The sequence below is a fragment of the Serratia sp. BNK-17 genome, assembly GCF_048684935.1.
GTDB lineage: Bacteria > Pseudomonadota > Gammaproteobacteria > Enterobacterales > Enterobacteriaceae > Serratia > Serratia nematodiphila.
Genome location: NZ_JBLQTR010000001.1, coordinates 3438730 through 3457998, shown reverse-complemented (window position 1 = coordinate 3457998; position 19269 = coordinate 3438730). Strand labels below are relative to the sequence as shown.

Annotated in this window: 15 protein-coding genes, 2 tRNA genes and 1 riboswitch; of the genes, 4 read left to right on the top strand and 13 right to left on the bottom strand. The window is 57.9% G+C overall.

What is annotated here, in order from left to right; translation table 11 throughout:
• Positions 1–115 precede the first annotated feature (115 nt).
• Genes tssC through ACMGF7_RS16390 form a run of 3 tightly spaced genes read right to left on the bottom strand, consistent with a single transcriptional unit; the run spans position 116 to position 3186 of the window.
• Entirely contained in the window at positions 116–1642 is a 1527-nt protein-coding gene (gene tssC, locus ACMGF7_RS16400; RefSeq protein ID WP_004935371.1) for a type VI secretion system contractile sheath large subunit, read from the bottom strand.
• Entirely contained in the window at positions 1639–2196 is a 558-nt protein-coding gene (tssB, locus tag ACMGF7_RS16395) for a type VI secretion system contractile sheath small subunit (protein WP_004935376.1), read from the bottom strand. The genes tssC and tssB overlap by 4 nt, the downstream gene beginning before the upstream one ends.
• 24 nt (positions 2197–2220) lie before the next feature.
• Entirely contained in the window at positions 2221–3186 is a 966-nt protein-coding gene (locus ACMGF7_RS16390) for an ImpA family type VI secretion system protein (protein ID WP_164095692.1), read from the bottom strand.
• A gap of 1610 nt (positions 3187–4796) precedes the next feature.
• On the opposite strand from ACMGF7_RS16390, the gene ACMGF7_RS16385 reads away from it, so the two are divergent.
• Complete coding sequence (locus tag ACMGF7_RS16385; protein WP_015378393.1) at positions 4797–5231, top strand: DoxX family protein; 435 nt, start codon at positions 4797–4799, stop codon at positions 5229–5231.
• Positions 5232–5288: 57 nt separating this feature from the next.
• Here ACMGF7_RS16385 and ACMGF7_RS16380 read toward each other — a convergent pair whose 3' ends face one another.
• The 5 genes from ACMGF7_RS16380 to ACMGF7_RS16360 form a co-directional block, all read right to left on the bottom strand.
• Positions 5289–5921: a helix-turn-helix domain-containing protein gene (locus ACMGF7_RS16380; protein WP_049240774.1), complete on the bottom strand. Its 633-nt coding sequence runs from the start codon at positions 5919–5921 to the stop codon at positions 5289–5291.
• Positions 5922–6083: 162 nt separating this feature from the next.
• Positions 6084–7685 (bottom strand): cyclic peptide export ABC transporter, encoded by a 1602-nt coding sequence (locus ACMGF7_RS16375; RefSeq protein ID WP_273874563.1) that lies wholly within the window; start codon positions 7683–7685, stop codon positions 6084–6086.
• Between the two features lie 44 nt (positions 7686–7729).
• Positions 7730–9715, bottom strand: a complete 1986-nt coding sequence (fhuB, locus tag ACMGF7_RS16370; RefSeq protein ID WP_049240778.1) for a Fe(3+)-hydroxamate ABC transporter permease FhuB — start codon at positions 9713–9715, stop codon at positions 7730–7732.
• Complete coding sequence (locus ACMGF7_RS16365; RefSeq protein ID WP_239504338.1) at positions 9708–10547, bottom strand: iron-siderophore ABC transporter substrate-binding protein; 840 nt, start codon at positions 10545–10547, stop codon at positions 9708–9710. The genes fhuB and ACMGF7_RS16365 overlap by 8 nt, the downstream gene beginning before the upstream one ends.
• A gap of 21 nt (positions 10548–10568) precedes the next feature.
• Complete coding sequence (locus ACMGF7_RS16360) at positions 10569–12659, bottom strand: TonB-dependent siderophore receptor (RefSeq protein ID WP_273890072.1); 2091 nt, start codon at positions 12657–12659, stop codon at positions 10569–10571.
• Between the two features lie 219 nt (positions 12660–12878).
• Here ACMGF7_RS16360 and ACMGF7_RS16355 point away from each other — a divergent pair, with 219 nt between their 5' ends.
• Positions 12879–13628 (top strand): AraC family transcriptional regulator, encoded by a 750-nt coding sequence (locus ACMGF7_RS16355; RefSeq protein WP_049240784.1) that lies wholly within the window; start codon positions 12879–12881, stop codon positions 13626–13628.
• A 159-nt stretch (positions 13629–13787) separates the two neighbouring features.
• On the opposite strand, the gene ACMGF7_RS16350 is transcribed toward ACMGF7_RS16355, so the two are convergent.
• A tRNA-Ser gene (locus tag ACMGF7_RS16350) sits at positions 13788–13877 on the bottom strand.
• A gap of 92 nt (positions 13878–13969) precedes the next feature.
• On the opposite strand from ACMGF7_RS16350, the gene mtfA reads away from it, so the two are divergent.
• Together mtfA and ACMGF7_RS16340 are read left to right on the top strand one after the other, a co-directional pair.
• Positions 13970–14770: a DgsA anti-repressor MtfA gene (mtfA, locus tag ACMGF7_RS16345; protein ID WP_197842708.1), complete on the top strand. Its 801-nt coding sequence runs from the start codon at positions 13970–13972 to the stop codon at positions 14768–14770.
• A 99-nt stretch (positions 14771–14869) separates the two neighbouring features.
• A tRNA-Asn gene (locus tag ACMGF7_RS16340) sits at positions 14870–14945 on the top strand.
• Between the two features lie 54 nt (positions 14946–14999).
• Here ACMGF7_RS16340 and gap read toward each other — a convergent pair.
• The 4 genes from gap to ACMGF7_RS16320 all read right to left on the bottom strand — a co-directional run bounded on the left by gap (position 15000) and on the right by ACMGF7_RS16320 (position 18960).
• A complete protein-coding gene (gene gap / locus ACMGF7_RS16335) occupies positions 15000–16010 on the bottom strand; it encodes a type I glyceraldehyde-3-phosphate dehydrogenase (protein ID WP_015378397.1) in 1011 nt (336 codons plus the stop codon).
• A 78-nt stretch (positions 16011–16088) separates the two neighbouring features.
• Positions 16089–17063 (bottom strand): GlxA family transcriptional regulator, encoded by a 975-nt coding sequence (locus tag ACMGF7_RS16330; protein WP_004935441.1) that lies wholly within the window; start codon positions 17061–17063, stop codon positions 16089–16091.
• 126 nt (positions 17064–17189) lie between these two features.
• Complete coding sequence (locus tag ACMGF7_RS16325; RefSeq protein WP_273874389.1) at positions 17190–17924, bottom strand: SDR family NAD(P)-dependent oxidoreductase; 735 nt, start codon at positions 17922–17924, stop codon at positions 17190–17192.
• A 13-nt stretch (positions 17925–17937) separates the two neighbouring features.
• Entirely contained in the window at positions 17938–18960 is a 1023-nt protein-coding gene (locus tag ACMGF7_RS16320; RefSeq protein WP_273874387.1) for an LLM class flavin-dependent oxidoreductase, read from the bottom strand.
• Between the two features lie 150 nt (positions 18961–19110).
• A riboswitch (TPP riboswitch) is annotated at positions 19111–19213 on the top strand.
• Positions 19214–19269 lie beyond the last annotated feature (56 nt).

The window sequence follows — 19269 nt, the reverse complement described above, 5'->3', positions numbered from 1 at the left end:
ATAAATAGCAATAGCGTAAAAAACAGCGCCACTAAATTTCAATGAAATATCAATTCCCACCAACGCCATTTAATAATTAACGTCGGCAATATCCAAACCAATGACCAGCCGTAACTTATCTGCTCCCATCTTTTTTGGCTGACGGAAGTTTTGATACAAGTCGCAAGGACACGGTCATGCCTTCCAACTGGTAATGCGGGCGCAAATAGAAATGCGCGCGGTAATAACCCGGATCGTCTTCCACATCTTCAACGCGCACCTCGGCGGCGGCTAATGGACGACGCGCCTTGGTCGCCTCGGTCGATACGGAAGGATCGCCATCGACATAGTTCATCAGCCAGTCATTCAGCCACAGCTGCATATCGTCCCTGGACCGAAAAGAACCGATTTTGTCGCGCACGATGCATTTCAAATAGTGCGCGAATCGGCACGTGGCGAAAATATAAGGCAAGCGCGAAGACAGCTTGGCGTTGGCCGTCGCGTCGGGATCCTCGTATTTCGCCGGCGCGTGCATGGTGCAAGAACCGATAAAAGCGGCGAAATCGGAATGCTTGCGATAGACCAGGGGCAAGAACCCGGCGTCGGAAAGCTCTTGCTCGCGCCGATCGGAAATGGCCACTTCCGTCGGGCACGTCAGTTCATATCCGCCCTCATCGGAAGGAAACGCGTAGGCGGGCAGTTCTTCCACCGAGCCGCCGGATTCGATGCCGCGAATCTTCGAACACCAGCCGTACTCATGGAACGCGCGGTTGATGTTGACGCCCATCGCATACGCCGAGTTGGCCCAGGAAAAATCATCATCCACATCCGGCCTGACGGACTCCTCGAAAGCGAACTCTTCGATCGGGTTGGTTTTCGCCCCATAAGGCAAACGCGACAGGAAACGCGGCATCGTCAACACCAGGTAACGCGAGTCGTTGCTTTCGCGCAGGCGGCGCCAGGACGCATATTCCGGCGTGGTGAAAATCTTGCCGATATCCCGCGGGTTGCCCAGTTCGTTCCACTTGCTCATCTGCAGCAGCGACGGCGACGCGGCGGAAATGAACGGACAGTGCGACGCCGCGGAAATTTTCGCCAACTCGGTCAGCAGCGTGACGCTCATCGGGCTGTGATCGAATTCAAAATCACCGATGATGCAACCGAACGGCTCGCCGCCGAACTGACCATATTCCTGTTCGTAAATCTGTTTGAACACCGGGCTTTGATCCCAGGCGGAGCCCCGATAGCGCCGCAAATTGCGCGTCAGCTCATCCTGACTGATGTTCAACACCCGGATCTTGAGCGTTTCGCTGACGTTGGTGTTATCGACCAGATAACTCAGACCTTGCCAGGCGGACTCCAGCTTCTGGAACTCCTTGTGGTGCAAGATATTGTTCATCTGTTGCGAAAGCTGTTCGTCGATCTGGGCAATCAACGATTCAATGGTCAATACGACATCCTGACTGACCTTGACCTTGCCTTTGTTGGCATATTCGGACAGCGTGCCGATAGCCCGACGAACCGCTTCCGAAGCCTCGTTCGTTCTGGGCCGGAATGAACGCTTGAGCAAACCGTCAAGCTCATTTTCCGTGTCCTGCGTTTCAACTTCAGCGACTGCCGTAGCCTGCTGCTTAGCCGAATAGCGTCGTTGCCTCGCTCTCATTCCTCATCTCCTTTATTGCCGGGATCCTGCACATCCTGTTCCGCATCCGCGACCGTTTTACGCGCATCCGTCACCAAACGATGCAGAAAATCGGGTTTCTCCAGCAGATTCTTCACCACTTCTTCCGCGCTGGATTTACCATCCATATAGGTGATCAGCTCCGTGAGATGCTCCCGGGCTTCAAGCAGGCGTTGCATCTGCGGAACCCGTTTGGCGATGGCGCCAGGCGTGAAGTCATCCATCGATTCAAACTCCAATTCCACGTCCAGCAACGCATCGTCTTCGCTCAGGGTGTTCTCTACGTAAAATTGCAGACGAGGCTTGATGGCGCGCATGCGATCGTTGAAGTTGTCCTGATCAAAGGTCAGGAATTTCCGCTCTTCGATCGGCAGCAAAGGCTTTTTCCGATGCCCAGAGAGATCGGACATGACCCCCGTAACAAAGGGCAACTCCACTTTCTTTTGTGAACCGTAAAGCTCTACGTCATATTCAATTTGCACGCGCGGCGCGTTATTTTTACCGATAAATTTCTGAGAGCTTGAGTCCTTAGCCATTGGAAAACTCCTTTGTGATAAAAATTACTTCCCGGACAATTGATTTAACGAGGCCAGAGATTCCGGCAAAAGCTCCTCAACAATCGTCGCGAAGTCCATACCGATCATTTTTTGTGAACGTCGAATAAGAATGGGGGCCGGATGGCTGGGCTCATAGTTTTGGAAATAGTCCAAAACCTGATCCAACAGCAAGATGACATCCTGCCGGGAACGGATATATTTGCCGGGCATGACGACAGGCGCGTCAGCATCCGGCGAGTCAATCTCCGCGTCATCCCGTTCAGCCGGCAATTCCTGCTGTTCCAGTGAAGCCAGCTGGCGGCTGAACTGTTTCAAATAGTCGCGCACCTGCCGACAGTCCAAACGATAATCTTCAGCCTGCAGATTGGCGTAATTCTCGACGCGCTCCAGCGCATCGATTTCCAGCGCCAATTGCTCTTTCAGCGAAGGCAGATTTCTGCCGGCAAAATAACTGTCGGCTTGCCCCAGCACCTTTACCACCTCCGAAAAATGCAGGCTTTTGCCTTCCTGCTCGTCAAGCCGCATATTCAGCAGCTCGTCGGTGGTTAACGGCGTGTCGGGAAAAATCTTGCTGTTCTTGATTTCGTGCAGACAGGACGATGTGGCGAGCCACCCTAATGCGGCCGCATGAAAGCTGTCCGATGAGGGTTCCATGTCCGCCTGAGGGAAAATGGTGGCGCCCTCCTCGGCATATTTGGCGTCAATATCCTTAATGCCCTGGTAGAAGGCCGAAAAACCGTCGATATGAAGATTGGCGCGCATAAACCACAGCACGACATGTAAATCGAAGCACTGTTCCAGCAACGCGGCAGACTGCTCGCGAATGGCGTGCCAATTGATATCACGCGCATTGTCTACGGCATTAAGCGGATCGGTTTGGCTGTCATATTCCGAAAGCGTGAATTCAATTTCACTGTATCGTGGATCAAATTCGACGCCATTCACTTCCGTTGAGATGACTTCATTCATGGCCTGATATCCTTTTCAATCAGCACTAGAAACATAAAGCCTAATAAAGCGGGCTTTTACGTTCGCCAGTCTTTCCCAGAGTCCTTTTAGCGTAAGTTAGTCGTCACCAAGCTCGCAAATTGTTTAGATGTATTAATATTAACAAAAATAATAGGTTGAACCTATCAATAGAATAACAGTGATCGGTTTAAACTATTTTACATTTGCATATTTATTTTTTCCTTTTAAAATCAATAAATTAAAAACAATAATTATGCAAGCTAAGAATAGGAAAAAAATCAAAAACTGCCCTAAAAACAACGTTTCATCCTTGGTAGGATAATTCCAGTAATACCACTGGATACAAATAATTTAATTAGCAAATGATAACTACAGTAAATAGTGAAATTTTTTCATAAAACCATGACAGCCAGTCGTTTCTTGCAAGCGGGTAGCACGCAATGATCAATAGAAGACGATGGCAGTGTGACTTTCATTTCCAGCACTCAGTACTTACACATGCGAAACCTGGTGTGAAAATAAACAATTTGGCGAGAGTTTTGATTATTAATTTTAAAGCTAAAGCACAGATTAACATTCCGCCGTGGTGCACCGAATACCTATTGGTACACAAACAGCCTGGTGGATAAAGCATCATTCTTTTATAGTTAACTCAGGGTAATAATCAGGATAATTTAAGATTCAATTCCCCTTCGTGTGTGTTCTCATACGGCTTACCGCGGCAAAAGCACCACTGCGGTAAAGAGTCTCGCAGACTAAAGTGGCATTAGAGATATCATTTACTATAACGGCAAAATAACCACGTAAGCGCAGCAACGACAGGAACCGTGTTAAGACCAGCGATCTGTTCCATTTACAAGAAATGTTTCCCTAACTGATAAGACCACTAATTTGATACTAGCAAAGGCAAACCCAATATCAAGAAAAAATATTATTTTTTTAATAAAAAAATAACAAATCAATATACATAAAACAAACAATTCAATAACTTAAAACAGCACTGAATCGATTACTTTTACGCCAGGAAAAATAGTTCATGGGAATTTACACCCCCCTCACAACCCCCTCAGTCAATCTCCCTCATTCTCTTCGGCATTGAATTGCCATCAAAAAATAAGAAAATCTATAAAAATAAAACCCGCCACTGGCCGTACGCCCCACAGGATCAACTTTCGCAAGACAAAATAAGCAAGATAATTCCCAATAAAAAGGCCGAAAAAAAGCGTTAATGATTTAGCGGTTCAAAATAAAAATAAAGGTAACTCTATTGGGTTATTAAAGCGAAAACGCGCACCTTTTCATTGCTGCAAAAAAACCTTATGAATCTTTACGTTGCCTGTCCTTTGACAATCCTTGATGAAAACGCAAATCGGGTAGCCAACACATACAGAAAAGAGATGGGCTACGCGGCGGGCCACCTCTGCCGATGACTTTTCTCATCCCCGGTTCGGCCGGTGCGCACAGGTCATTCCACCTAAAAATCAGGCCGCACCGCCGGCCTCGCCCGGCGATTTAACGCCAAGCCCGCCGTTTTCCTGATCCAGAACAGCTTTCGCATTCATCCGGCTGATATATTGATTGAAAATCATTCCTATTCAGGAGAAAAAGCCATGGTTAAGTCACTCAATGCGGCATTCACTCGCTTTTTTGACCACCCGGACGCCGGCAAATTGGCGCTCAGGCTAACCTTCGGCGGGCTAATGCTGTTTCACGGCGTGGCGAAGATTCAGCACGGCGTCGGCTGGATCGCCGGGGCGTTGCAGGAACAGGGGCTACCCGCCTTCATCGCCTATGGCGTGTATGTGGGGGAGATCCTGGCGCCGATCCTGATCATTTTGGGGCTGTTCACCCGCCCCGCCGCGCTGGTTTACGCCTTTACGCTGGTGGTGGCGTTTTTGATGGTGGGCACCGGCAAGGTCTTCACCGTCACCGACGTCGGCGCCTGGGGCATTGAAAACGAGCTGGTGTTCTTTATGGGCGGACTCGCCATCCTGCTGCTGGGCAGCGGCAAATACGCCATCGCGCGGAATGAAGCCTATCGGTAAGCGGTAGCATTAATAAGGAGGTTCTTGGTTTGAACCTCCGCTGTGCGGAAGCGGCGTTTAACGATCGGCCAACCGGTATACCGGAACCTGGCGCGTCGTGCCGGTCAGGGTGTCGAAAATCTCCGTTTCCGCCGTCACGATCGTCATGCCGGTTTTTCTTAGCCTGCGCACTTCTGCGGCGATGCGCTGTATGCCGAACCAGAACAGTCCGTCCAGCGCCGTGACGCGTAGCCCCTGCTCCAGCGCCAGCTTAAGCCGCTCACGCGGCGCCTTGAGCGCTTTGGCGATTTCCCGGTAAGGCAGCGCGTCTACGCCCGACGCCGAAGTTCGGTGAATACGGGTCGACAGGCCATATTGGAAGGCCTCAGGCACGTCGCTTAAATCGCTTTTCAGGCTGTAAACGCAGCCAAAGCGCTTGCCGTTGAACACCACATTTTTTTGACTGATCGACAGCTCATCGCGCAGGCCGGCAATCAGCTGCGGCGCCCGCACCAGCAATAAGCGAAACGGCAATTCGAAACTGGTCACATAGTCCACGTTGAGCAGCGCAATGCGCAGACGCTGTTCCGCCCCGGCCTGCGTCTGGCGACACTCGTTCAACACCTCGCTCCACTGGCGCGCAAGCCGCGGGGTTTCATCCAGCGGCGCGAAGTGGTATTTCTCGATGTGGTAGTCGATCCTTTCATTCATGTCCGTTGGCCCCTGCGTCAGTCGTCATTGCCATCAGCAAATTACCTTACCCGCGGGCAACAGTACACTATCACCGCATTCACTTTCCTGAGGAAAGCCGGGGCGAATCATCAAGCATGAGGGAATAAAGCCAAATATCTTGCTGAGTGAAAACGATGAGCATCATGACGGCGCGCCACTCATCGATGGGACCACCTGCCCCGATTCCAGCTTGATGATGCGATCCGCCAGGTAGAAATAGCGATCGTCGTGAGTAATCGCGATGACCGTTTTGCTCTCGGCCTTCAGCATCGGCAAGAGTTCAAGGTAAAACACCGCCTTAAACTCAGGATCCTGATCGGCGGCCCACTCATCAAACAGATAAACCGGGCGCTCTTCCAACCACGCCTGCAGTAAAGCCAGCCGTTTTCTTTGCCCCTGAGAGAGCGCGATTGTTGAAAAACGGCCGTGGGCAAAACTGACTTTATGACTTAACTTCAGCAGGCGCAGCAAATGTTCGACCTGCTTTTGCGTGCGCTCAGTGACGAACGCCACATCATCAAAAAGAAAGAAGTCGTTGAACACCACCGAAAAATGCCGACGGTACATCTCCAAAAGATCGTCGTTGATCGGCTCGCCGTTAAGCAAAATCGCGCCGTTATCAGGAGGATAAATGCCCACCAGCAGATTTGCCAACGTCGTCTTGCCGCTGCCGTTGCCACCGACGATAAAAATGAGTTCACCGGGCGCAATGTGCATATTCAGCGGGCCAAGGGTGAAATGCTCCCCTTCTTCGTTCTGATATTGGTAACGGACATTATCCAACGCCAACGAAGCAAAAGGGGGGGGCGTAAAATGGCGCTGTGGAACTTCGGGCCTGAGTTGCGCGCGCAGCGACTGAACCCGCTGCATGGCTACCCGCGCGCCAGCCAGGGTAGGCAGCGCGGATAACAGCCCTTCGACCGGCACAATCATATACAGAAACACCATGATATAGCCGGTAAGCGCCCGTTCGTCCAAAGCCAGCCCGTCACGCAAGCTGAATAACACCAGGCCGATGAAAGCGAAAAACAGCGCGCTTCCCCAACTGCTCGCCAAACCATACAACACGTAACCGCGGGTTCTCTCCCGGCGAACCGCGTCAATATTTTGCGCCAGTTCACCGCTGACAAATTGACGGCGGCGCACCGCGTTAAGCCGAAACTCCCTCGCACCATCAAACAATTTTTTGCATTGCTGAATCAACGTATCTTCCCGCTGACGCGATCGGCGCAACAAACGCATCGCAGGGCCGTGCGCGGCGCGGTAGCCCAGGCTGCCGCAGACAATCACCGCCAATGCCAGCGCCAGTACGCTCAATGACAGGCTGCCAAGGTAAATCAGGCAGCCAACGATAACGGCGCCGAAAATCAGCAGATTGGGCAGGTTGACGAAAAACACTACCAGCGTATCGAGATCCTGTGTCAGCACCGACAGCGTTCTTGCCATCCCCGCTTTCTCCAACAGCAGCCAGCGCGTTTCACTGACGTCTTGCACCAGTTCGCTGCGCAAGCGCGCCTTCACCTTTTGTCCCAGCGCCATAAACGTGGTTTGAGAAACCACGCGCGTCGCCAGCATCAACAGCGTCAGTAACGCAAAATCGCCTCCCGGACTCAGCCATGACGCCTCATTGGATTGCGTCAGACCATGATTGATCATCGCCAGCAAAGAGGCATTGCACAGCCCGCTGACGACACCGGCGACCACGGCGAGCAGTAGCCAACCGCGCACCATACGAAACAACATCATCAATACCGACATGCCGAATTCCTTGCTCATATTCACACTTTTTATGGTTTTGACTGGAATGTCTTATTGCGAATTAACGGCCATACCAGCAGGGGGACACCGATCAGCGACGCAACCAACCCGACCGGCAGCTGGCGCGGATAGAGGGCATTGCGCCCCAGCCAGTCGGCAACGGTCATGATGGCGGATGACAACAGCGCAGCGGTGTAAAGCTGCATCAGCGGCCCTTTCGCGCCCATCTTGCGCGCCAAATGCGGCCCCAGCAGGCCGATGAAAGACACCGGGCCGACCAGCAACGTCGCCAGCCCGGTCATGACTGCCGCCATAGCCAACACGCTGAAACGTGCGCGCGGCAATGGCACCCCGAGCGCGCCGGCGACGTTGCCCATCGGTAACAGCACCAGCCAGCGGCGAAACAGCGGCATCAACGCCAGGAGAACCAGCGTGATGACAAACACGCCTTGGGCCAACGACGCGCCGACGTAATAGGTACTGCCCGTCATCAGCGGCAACAACACCGCACTTGCGGCAAGATTGTTGAGCATAACGATGCTGACCGCTGCCTGGCATAGTGCATTCAGCGCCAAACCATTGAGCAATACCCGCTGCGGATTAAAGTCGCTTCGACGGCTGTTCCACAACGTCAGCAACAGGCTTATCAGCGCGCCCCCCAGGCTACTCGCCAACAGCCAGCCACTGCCGCCAGCGGGAAGCAAAAACACGAAGGCCGTAACCCCCATGGCCGCGCCACCGCCGATACCCAGCACTTCCGGGCTGGCGAGCGGGTTCCCGCTCACCCGCTGCATCAACACGCCGGCCCCCGCCAGCAGCGCACCGGCGCTCACCGCCGCCAGCAGTCGTGGCAATCGCAATGGCAGCAGGTTCGCCAGCTCCCCTCTTTCCGCCCAGTGCCAATGCTGCAATCCATGGCCGAAACATAAAGAGACCACGATCCCCGCAGCCAGAATGCCGGCCGACAACCAGATGAACCGTCGTTGATGCGAGGTCTGCGACACCGGCAACGGCGGTGCAAGATCGATGCTTTGCTGCCGTGCAAAACGCGCCAGCAGCATCAGCAACGGGCCGCCGGTCAGTGCGGTCAGCATGCCGACGGGCAGCAGTTGGCCGCTCTCCAGCGACACGCGAGAGACGCAAAGATCGGTCAGCCACAGCAGGCCCGCACCGATGAGCGCCGTATGCAGCACCATTTGCCGGGATGTTCGCGCACCGCCAAAGCGCGCCAAGTGGGGCGCTGCGAGCCCCAAAAACCCGATGACGCCGACGGCGTTAATGATGAAGGCGCTCATGGTCAGCGCCAGCAACACCGCGGCGGCGCGGATGCGCACCGGCGATGCACCGAGGCTGCTGACCACGGTTTCCGGCAGTTGCAGCAGTTCAAGCGGGCGCAGCAAGAACAACAGGCCCACTACGCAGACGGCGAGCCACGGCAACATCCGCAGCAGAATTTGCCCGTTTTCCACCGCCAGCGAACCGCCTCCCCACATCAGCACCTGAAGTAAAAAGCGATCGTTGATAATGGCGATCAGCAAAGTCAGTGCCCCGCACCACAAATTGATCATGATGCCCGCCTGCACCATCGCCAGCGGCGACATGCGCTGACGCCAGCTGAGCGCCAGCACGCACGCGAGCGCCGCTATCTCACCGGCAATCACCACGGCGGTGCGCGCGCCGACCAGCAGCGACGGCAGCCACAACGATGCCAGCCCCATCGCCAACGTCGCCCCGGCGGTCATGCCGAGCGTCATCGGCTCCGCCAACGGATTGCGCAGCGCACGCTGCATTAACCAACCGCACAGCCCCAGCGTAGCGCCCCCCACCATCGCCATACCCTGACGCGGCAACCACATGCTATGCAGGATAATGGCCGCCGGATCGAGATTATGCTCGGAGAACAACGCGACAATGCCGCCCTGCCGATGAATATCGGCCAGCGCCAACGGCAACGACGTCAGCCACAACGCGGCGATTACCCCCCAGGAAAGACGGCGGGAAAAAGATTCATGCATCACGCCACCTCATCATCATCCCGGTAAAAATATCGGCAAAGCGCCCGGCGGTTATCAGGGCGCCGGCATCGCTGATGTTTTCTTCTATCAGGTTCAGGTTGTGCGCTGAGGTCAGCGGCAGACGTTGCCACAGCGGGCTTTGGCGCCATTGAGACACCGACTCCCGCTGATCGTCAGGCGTCAACAGCATCAGCCACGCATTCAGGTCGGCAATGCGGGTCAGCTCCACCAGCACGCTGCCTTCCGCTCCCGCGCCGCCATGCCATCCATTGCGCAGCCCGCAGGCGGCCAATACGTCGCCGGGAAGACTGCCTGCGGTGTAGACCCGCAGGTGCAGCGCATCTACCGGGGCGGCGAGCAGCGCCGGACGTTCAACCTGCTGCGCCAGCAGCGAGGCGCGGCTCAGCTTGCCGTTCAGGCTGGCCAATATCTGCGCGGCCTGAGGCTGCCGCTGAAGCCGTTCGCCCAATTGCCGGGCGGCGCTGACGAGTTCCGTCAGCCCATGAGCCGGCAGCGCGATCGTCGGCGCGATGCGTTCAAGCGCCGGCTTCAGCAACGCATGCTGCGGTGTGATGACAATCGCGTCCGGCCGCAGCGCGTACAGCGTTTCCAGATTGGGCTGGAACAGCAGGCCAAGATCCAACGCCGACGCAGGCAGCGCAGGCGTCGGGATCAGCTTGCGATACCAATCCGGCGCCGAGACGCCCGCCGGAGTCACCCCCAGCGCCAACAGAATTTCCGTCAGCCCCCAATCCAACACGGCCAGCTTTTGCGGCGGCCGGCCGGCGTCGGCCCGCGCGTAAAGCGGGGCCAACAGGAGAGCGGTCAACAACCTGCGTCGCGACAGCATCGGTCACCACTTATAGCTGAGGGTCGCGATGTACTGGCGTTTCAGCGCGTACTCGCAGCCATTGTTGGAGCAGGAAGCCAGGTAGGTTTTGTTGCCGAGATTGGAGGCATTCAGCGCCAGCTGCCATTGGCGCCACTGATAGCCGACGCGCGCATCGTAGACCGTGGCCGCCGGCACCTTCAGGCCGTTGTCCGTGGTGGCGTAGCTGGTGCCGACATAGCGCACGCCGCCGCCCAGCGTCACACCGTCAAGCGCACCGTCGAAAGCATACTGGCTCCAGAGCTTGGCGGTATTGCGCGCAATGCCCACCGGACGCTTGCCCTGCGTATCGTCGTTGGCACTCAGCACTTTCGGATCGGTCAGATTGTACGACGCCAGCACCGACCACGCCGGCGTGATATTGATGCGGCCATCAAGCTCAACTCCGCGCGAGCGCACTTCGCCGGTCTGCACACTGAAGTTCGGGTGATCGGGATCGGCGGTCGCCACGTTGGTTTCTCGCAGGTCGTACAACGCCAGGGTAAACAAGGCATCCAGCCCGACTGGATCGTATTTCAACCCCACTTCCGTCTGCTTGCCTTCGGTCGGTTTAAAGGCGTGGCCGTAAAAGTCATTGCTGCTGCTCGGCACAAACGAAGTGGAATAGCTGATGTAAGGCGCCAATCCGTTATCGAAGTGGTACAGCAGCCCGGCGCGCCCGGTCGTTGCATAGTCATTACGTTCGGTACGAGCGTCGTTCAGCAGATCGATACTTTTGGTTTTCGCCGCGTCGTAACGGCCGGCCAGGTTCAGGATCCAGCTCCCCAGTTCGAGTTGGTCCTGGATATAGAGCCCGGTTTGATCGAGCGTATTGTGCGTACTGCTGTCGAGCGGCGGTATGGCCACCGGCACGCTATAGTCCGGATTGAGAAAGTTAATCGGGCTGGCGTCGCCGTAGCCCGACTGGCTGCGCACCGAGGTATGCATCCGGTCGATCCCGGTCAGCAGCGTATGTTTCACCCGACCGGTATCAAAGTGGAATTCAGCCTGGTTATCCACCGCGAAGTTGGTCATGCTCTCCTTCAGGTTCATCGAATAGCGATCGATGAGCGGCGCATCCGCATGCACACCCCATGGATAGACCATCAGATAGTCGCCGGTGCTGCTGAGGTAACGCAGATTCTGGCGGAAAGTCACCGTATCGTTGAAATCGTGCCGGAACTGGTAACCGATGCTGCCCTGCTGGCGTTCGTACTTGTCGAAGCCCGGCTGGCCGCCGTAAAAACGGGTCGAGATGTGGCCGTACGGGTTGGGCGTCAAGGTGCCGGAAAGCGGCATCTGGTTGTAGAATCCGCTGTCCGGATCTTTGCGCAGCTGCGAAATAATCGTCAGGCTGGTGTGCGCATCCGGCTGCCACGTCAGCGACGGCGCGATGTCGTAATGCTGATAGCGGGTGTGATCGACCTGGGTTTTGGTATCAAAAAAGGTCCCCGCCACGCGCCCCAACAGCGTGCCGTTATCGTTCAGCGGCCCGGTGGCGTCGACGCCGGCGCCAAACTGGTTTTCGTTGCCCGCGCTGACATAAACCTCACCGGACGGGGTCGCCTGCGGCGTTTTGCTGACCAGGTTGACGATCCCGCCGGGATTCGCCTGGCCATACAGTACCGAGGAAGGGCCTTTGACCACTTCGATACGCGACAGCAGGAACGGATCCCACGCCGGACGGCTCCACCACGCTTCGCGCGGCAGCCGCAGGCCATCAAGGTATTCGTCGGCTTCAAAACCGCGCACGATGATGGTGTCGAAACGAGTATCCGGCCCGGCGCTCTCCGAGTTGACGCCGGAAACATAGCGCAGCGCTTGCGGGACGTTTTTCGCCGCTTGCGCGTCAATCTCCGCTTGCGTCACCACCGAGATGCTCTGTGAAGTGCGGCTAATCGGCTGGTTTGACTTCGTCGCGGAGGCGGCGCCGTGCGCCACCAGCGTGCTCTCGTCATCCTGATCCTGAGACGCCGCCGCGCTCACCACCAGGGTCTCTTCTTTTGCGGTATTCTGCCCGCCATCCGCGGTAAAGGCTTGCCCGCTATAGCCTGCGATTATCGTATATACCAGCACTTTCAACGGTTTTTCCCTGAAAAATTTGCCCATCTGTCTCATCGCCTTTCCGACTGTTAGTAGAATTTTATGGAAATGATAATTATTCAACTTTAAAAGAGAAGCCCGTTCATGGCAGAATGGCGCTACTGACAGTCAGGATGTCGCCAGACGGACAAACGTTGTCCGTTATCGCAGCAATAGGCACAAATGGTGAGAACCGGACAGAGGCAGGTAAAAATGACATCCCATCACGGTATTGAAGGCCTGCGTCAGCTGCGCTACAGCCCCGGCAGCCAAGAGCCCGTCCATCAGCATGAGCAGGGGCAGCTGATTTTGCCGCTGCGCGGCGTGGCGAAAATCGCCACCGCGCAGCATATCTGGCTGCTCTCGCCGGGCCGTGCCATTTGGCTCCCCAGCGGCACACCGCACGGTTTGGAAGCCATCAATGACGTCGTGACGCACAACATCTACTTTACACCGCCCTTTTCTCGCCGCTATGGCGCACGCCCTCAGGGGCTGAGCGCCACTCCCCTGTTGCATCCCCTGATTGCCGCCGGGCTTGAAAACGCCATTTCCGCCGAACGGCTTACGCTCATTCAAAATCTGCTGAGCGATGAGTTTCAACGCATGCAAACAGGCCAACTGTGTCACGTGACCCTGCCAAGCGACCGGCGCCTGCGCCAGGTATGCGATGCTTTGTGCCGTGAATTGGGCCATGGCGAAACGCTCGCCTGGTGGGGAAAAAAGGTCGGCGCCAGCGAACGCACCCTGGCCCGGCTGTTCCGCGAAGAGACCGCGCTGAGCTTTTCCGAATGGCGCCAGCAAATTCGCCTGCTGGAGGCAGTATGCAATCTGGCGCGCGGCGTGGCCGTGGGTCAACTGGCCCACGAACTGGGTTACGCCAGCCCTAGCGCGTTCATCGCCATGTTTCGCAAAAAACTGGGCGTGTCGCCGCAACGCTATATTCACAGCGCGCTGGAAGCGTGAAAGTCGGGCAAGCTTCAGATGACGAAATGCCAATATGGCGCACGAATACACGCTGAAAATCAACGGCAGGCAGTGGATTGTCGTTCAATGATTTGGCGCCAAGTCAGCGCTATCTGTGATGGGGATCGTTGAAAGATTTATTCGTAAGTGATTGAATAATGGCGGAGAGAGGGGGATTTGAACCCCCGGTAGAGTTGCCCCTACTCCAGTTTTCGAGACTGGTCCGTTCAGCCGCTCCGGCATCTCTCCTGACAACGCTTGCTATCATGCCCGCTTTTGCGGCATTTTTACAGCACTAGCATGCAGCCGAACGTTCAAGTGATGACTTTACGAGCAACCTGATGATTAAATGGCCGTGGAAAGCGACTCAACCCTCTCAACCCCAGGCAGACATTCAGGCCCAGTGGCAGGACGCGCTGGCGATCCCGCTGCTCTCGCCGCTGGATGAGCAGGAGCGGCAGCAGCTGGTGGCCGTCGCCGGGCAGATTTTGCAGCAAAAGCGCATCGTACCGCTGCAGGGGCTGCAGCTCACTTCACAAATGCAGGCGCGCATCGCCCTGCTGTTCGCCTTGCCGGTGCTGGAGCTCGGCGCGGAGTGCCTCGACGGCTTCAACGAAATCCTGCTCTACCCCACCCCGTTCGTGGTGGAAGACGAATGGCAGGACGAGATCGGCCTGGTGCACTCGGGGCCGGTGGTGCAGTCAGGCCAAAGCTGGGAACAGGGGCCGATCGTGCTCAATTGGCAAGACGTGCAGGACTCTTTCGATCTTTCCGGTTTTAACCTGGTGATCCACGAAGCGGTGCACAAGCTGGATATGCGCAACGGCGGCGTCGCCACAGGCGTGCCGCCGATCCCGCTGCGCGAGGTGGCTGCCTGGGAACACGATCTGCACGCCGCGATGGAAAGCCTGCAGGACGAGATCGACATGGTCGGCGAAGAGGCCGCCAGCATGGATGCCTACGCCGCCACCGATGCGGCCGAGTGCTTCGCCGTGCTGTCGGAGTATTTCTTCAGCGCTCCCGAACTGCTGGCCGAACGCTTCCCGGCGCTGTATCAGCACTTTTGCCGCTTCTACCGCCAGGATCCGCTGGCGCGCCTGCTGCGAGACCAGGCGGAAAACGACGCGCAATGGGCTGATTGACGGGCACATTGCTCAGATACCGAGCAGTCGCACCGCCTGGGGCAATTTAGCGTTGACACACCCGGAGCCGCTGGATATGATGCGCCCCGTTCACACGATTCCTCTGTAGTTCAGTCGGTAGAACGGCGGACTGTTAATCCGTATGTCACTGGTTCGAGTCCAGTCAGAGGAGCCATATTTAGAGAAGCCCGCTTAAGGAAACTTAAGCGGGCTTTTTGCTGTTGGGCGTTTACAGCCCGCGTTGTTCCATCAGCAGCGCCAGATCGACCAAGCGGTTGGAGAAGCCCCATTCGTTGTCATACCAGGCGAGCACTTTCACCAGGTTGCCGCCGATCACCAGCGTGGACAGGCCGTCGATGATCGACGAACGCGCATCGCCGCGATAGTCGCTCGACACCAGCGGTTCATCGCTGTACCCCAGGATCCCTTTCAGCGGGCCGGACGCCGCCGCCGCGCGGAAAGCGGCGTTGATCTCCTCCACCGTCGCCGGGCGTTTCAGCGTCACCGTCAGATCGACGATGGAAACCACCGGCACCGGCACCCGCAGCGAATAACCGGTCAGGCGGCCGTCCAGTTCGGGGATCACCTTGCCGAGCGCCTTGGCCGCGCCGCTGGAGTAAGGCACGATCGATTCCGCCGCCGCCCGCGCGCCGCGCAGATCTTTTTCCGGCTGATCGTGCAGCGCCTGGCTGTTGGTATAGGCATGCGTGGTATTCATCAAGCCGTATTCGATGCCAAACGCCTGATGCAATACCTGCGCGGCGGGCGCCAGCCCGTTGGTGGTGCAGCTGCCGTTGCTGACCACCTTATGCAGCGCCGGATCGTAGAGCTGGTCGTTAACCCCCATGACGATGGTGATGTCGTCGTTCTTGGCCGGCGCCGAGATAATCACCCGCTTGGCGCCGCCGTGCGTGATGTGCACTTCCGCCTTGGCTTTATCGGTAAAGAAGCCCGTCGCTTCGATCACCACGTCCACGCCCACGCTGCTCCAGGGGATCTCGGCGGGATCGCGCTGTGAAAACACCTGAATCGGCCGGCCGTCCAGCAGCAGCTGGTTGTCGCCGGCTTCCACCCTGGCCGCCAGCGTGCCGGAAAGCGTGTCGTATTTCAGCAGGTGCGCCAGCGTCTTGCTGTCGGTCAGATCGTTGATCGCCACCACTTCAAAATCGCTGCGCCCCAGCGCCGCGCGCAGCACGTTGCGCCCGATCCTGCCGAAGCCGTTAATGCCTACTCTCACCATGATGCACTCCTCATTTGTGGACTTTGCCTAAAATCTAGCGCCGACCAGAAGCGGCGTAAATGACGTTTACCAATCAATTTACGCCAAATTGCGCGCATGAAAGCGTTCGCGGTATTCGCTCGGGGTCAGCTGCAGTTTGCGCTCAAACACCCGCCGCAGGTTAAGGCCGTTGCCGAAGCCGGTGGCTAAGGCAATCTGCTCGATACCTTCCGCGCTCTGTTCGAGGCGCTGCCTGGCGGTATGCAACCGCCCCTCTTCAACGAATTTGGCGGGAGAAATGCCCGTCTCGCGGGTGAACACCCGGGTAAAGTTGCGCGGGCTCATCGCCACGCGCTCGGCCAACCGATCGACGCTGAGATCGTCAGCGAGGTTTTCCAGGATCCAGGATTGCAGGTCACGGATCGGCCCCGGCGATTTGGCCTGGTTGAGCGGGTAGCGGCTGAACTGCGCCTGCCCGCCGGGGCGACGCAGAAACATCACCAGATCCTGCGCCACTTCGCGCGCCTGCACGAAGCCGTAATCATCCTCCACCAGCGCCAGCGTCAGATCGAAGCCGGAGCTGACGCCGCCGGAGGTCCAGATCGGCCCGTCCTGCACGTAGATTGGGCCGTTTTCGACCTGCACCCGCGGGAAGCGCGCCTGCAGCGTTTCCGCCAGCCGCCAGTGGGTGGTCGCCCGCCGCCCGTCCAGCAACCCGGCTTCGGCCAGCAGCAGTGCGCCACCGCAAACGGAAGCGATACGGCGCGCCTGCGGCGCCGCGCGGCGCAGCCAATCGGCGACCAGAGCACCCTCTTCTTCGGTCGCCCCCTTGCCGGCGACGATCACGGTATCGCGCGGCAGGGCCGGATCGAGATCCGCCAGGCGATGATCGGCCAACAGGCTCAGCCCGGACAGGCCGTGCACCACCCGGTGAGATTGCGTGGTGGCGACCGCGATCTGATACAGCGGCGTCTCGGCAGGGCTCAGGCGATTGGCCTGCATCAGGATATCGGCGATGCCCGCCGCTTCGAACAGCATGCCCCCTTCAGGGACAATAATCAGGAATGAGTGCATGGCGATAATATAAATAACAATCAAAACAGGCCAGGCAACCACTGTATAAGAAAAGCCCCGTCGGTTCACCCTGCGGGTATAAAAAAGCCCGCCGATAATCACCGACGGGCCAGGAAGGAACGGCCATCAAGTCTGCGGCAGGTTCACCCCGCCGGCGCGCGCCAATTGCGCCAGCAGCGCCGTTTGAAACGCCTCATCGTGCACCGCCGCGTGAGGTTCAAACCGCTGCTGGTGGTGCCAATAGCCGCCGGACGCCAGTGTCTGCGGTTCATCGCTGCTCACCAGCCACGCCTGCGTCACGTGTCCCAGCGCCAGATCGTCGGGCGCATCCGCGCCGCCCATTTTGGTCGGCACCCAGCCGGGATCGACCGCGCTGCTGATGACGCCGGGCCACAGGCGCGCCACGGCGGCGGCCAGCGCGGTGACGAACAGCTTGCTGTCCGAATAGGAGCCGGCTGCGCCGCCAAGCCAGTCCACGCCGTTCAGTTCCGCTACGCCGTCAAAGTGCATGCTGCTGCTCAGGTAGACGATGCGATCGGGGCGTTCGATCAGGGCCGTCAGCAGATAGGGCGCCATCACGTTCACCGGCATCACCTGCGGCCCGGTGAACATGCCGGCGTTGTGGATCACCGCATTCGGGCGGCCAAGACGATTCACCTGCTCGGCGACCTGCCGGATCTGCTGCACCTCGGACAGATCGCCAATCACCGCCTGCGCGCCCTGATCCAGCAGATCGCGCACCGCCTCCAGACGGCCGGGGGCGCGCGCATGCAGGATCACCTGATGCCCTTCCGCCAACAGCGTTTGCGCGGCGGCGCGGCCCAGCCCATCGACCGAACCGGTAATGAAAATGCGTGACATGCCACTCCTCCGTTTAGCGCCAGCCGAGCGCCGGCGCGACATGGGTTAAAATCGATTCGATAACGTGGGCGTTATAATCCACGCCCAGCTGGTTAGGCACGGTCAGCAGCAGCGTATCCGCTTCGGCGATGGCCTCGTCCTGCGCCAGCTGCTCGATCAGCGCGTCCGGCTCAGCGGCATAGCTGCGGCCGAAGATCGCCCGGGTCTGCGCGTCGATATACCCCAGCTGATCGCCCTCTTTGCCGCTGCCGCCGAAGTAATTGCGATCCCGCTGATCCACCAGCGCAAAGATGCTGCGGCTCACGGAAACCCGCGGCTCGCGCGCATGGCCGGCCTCTTGCCAGGCGGCGCGATAGGCGCGGATCTGCTTGGCCTGCTGGATATGGAAGGGTTCGCCGGTCTCGTCATTCTTGAGCGTCGAGCTTTGCAGGTTCATGCCCAGCTTCGCCGCCCAGACGGCGGTGGTGTTCGAACCGGCGCCCCACCAGATGCGGTCGCGCAGCCCGGCGGAAAACGGCTCCGGCCGCAACAGCCCGGGCGGATTGGGGAACATCGGCTGCGGATTGGGTTCAGCGAACCCTTCGCCGCGCAGCGCTTCCAGAAAGACTTCGGTATGGCGACGGGCCATGTCAGCGTCGGTTTCGCCCTCGGCCGGGGCGTAACCGAAATAGCGCCAGCCGTCGATCACCTGCTCCGGCGAGCCGCGGCTGATGCCGAGCTGCAGCCGCCCGCCGGCGATCAGATCCGCCGCGCCGGCGTCCTCCACCATGTACAGCGGATTTTCATAGCGCATGTCGATCACGCCAGTGCCGATCTCGATACGTTGGGTTTTGGCGCCGATGGCGGCCAGCAGCGGGAACGGCGATCCCAGCTGACGCGCGAAGTGGTGCACGCGAAAATAGGCGCCGTCCGCCCCCAGATCTTCGGCGGCAACCGCCAGATCGATGGACTGCAGCAGCGCATCCGCTGCGGAACGGGTGCCGGACTGGGCGGAAGGCGTCCAGTGGCCAAACGAGAGAAAACCAATCTTTTTCATCGGGCATCGTCCTCAAAGGCAAAATCATCGGCCTACAGTGACAAAAACCGCGCGCCTTGCGCCAGCAAAATCGCCCCCGATCGCACTAAACGAACCGATTGCCGCCGCGCCGCCCGGCGATTGTAATCAAAAAACAAATGTCGTATAACAGGCAGCTCCGAGGGGTGTCCTGTTACGGGCTGAGATGGCGCAAGCCGAACCCTTTGAACCTGATCTGGGTCATGCCAGCGAAGGGACGGTTAGGCAACAACGCGATCACCCGTTGCCTGTTCATACCTCAGCGTGCCCGGATCTCCACTGACTCAAGGA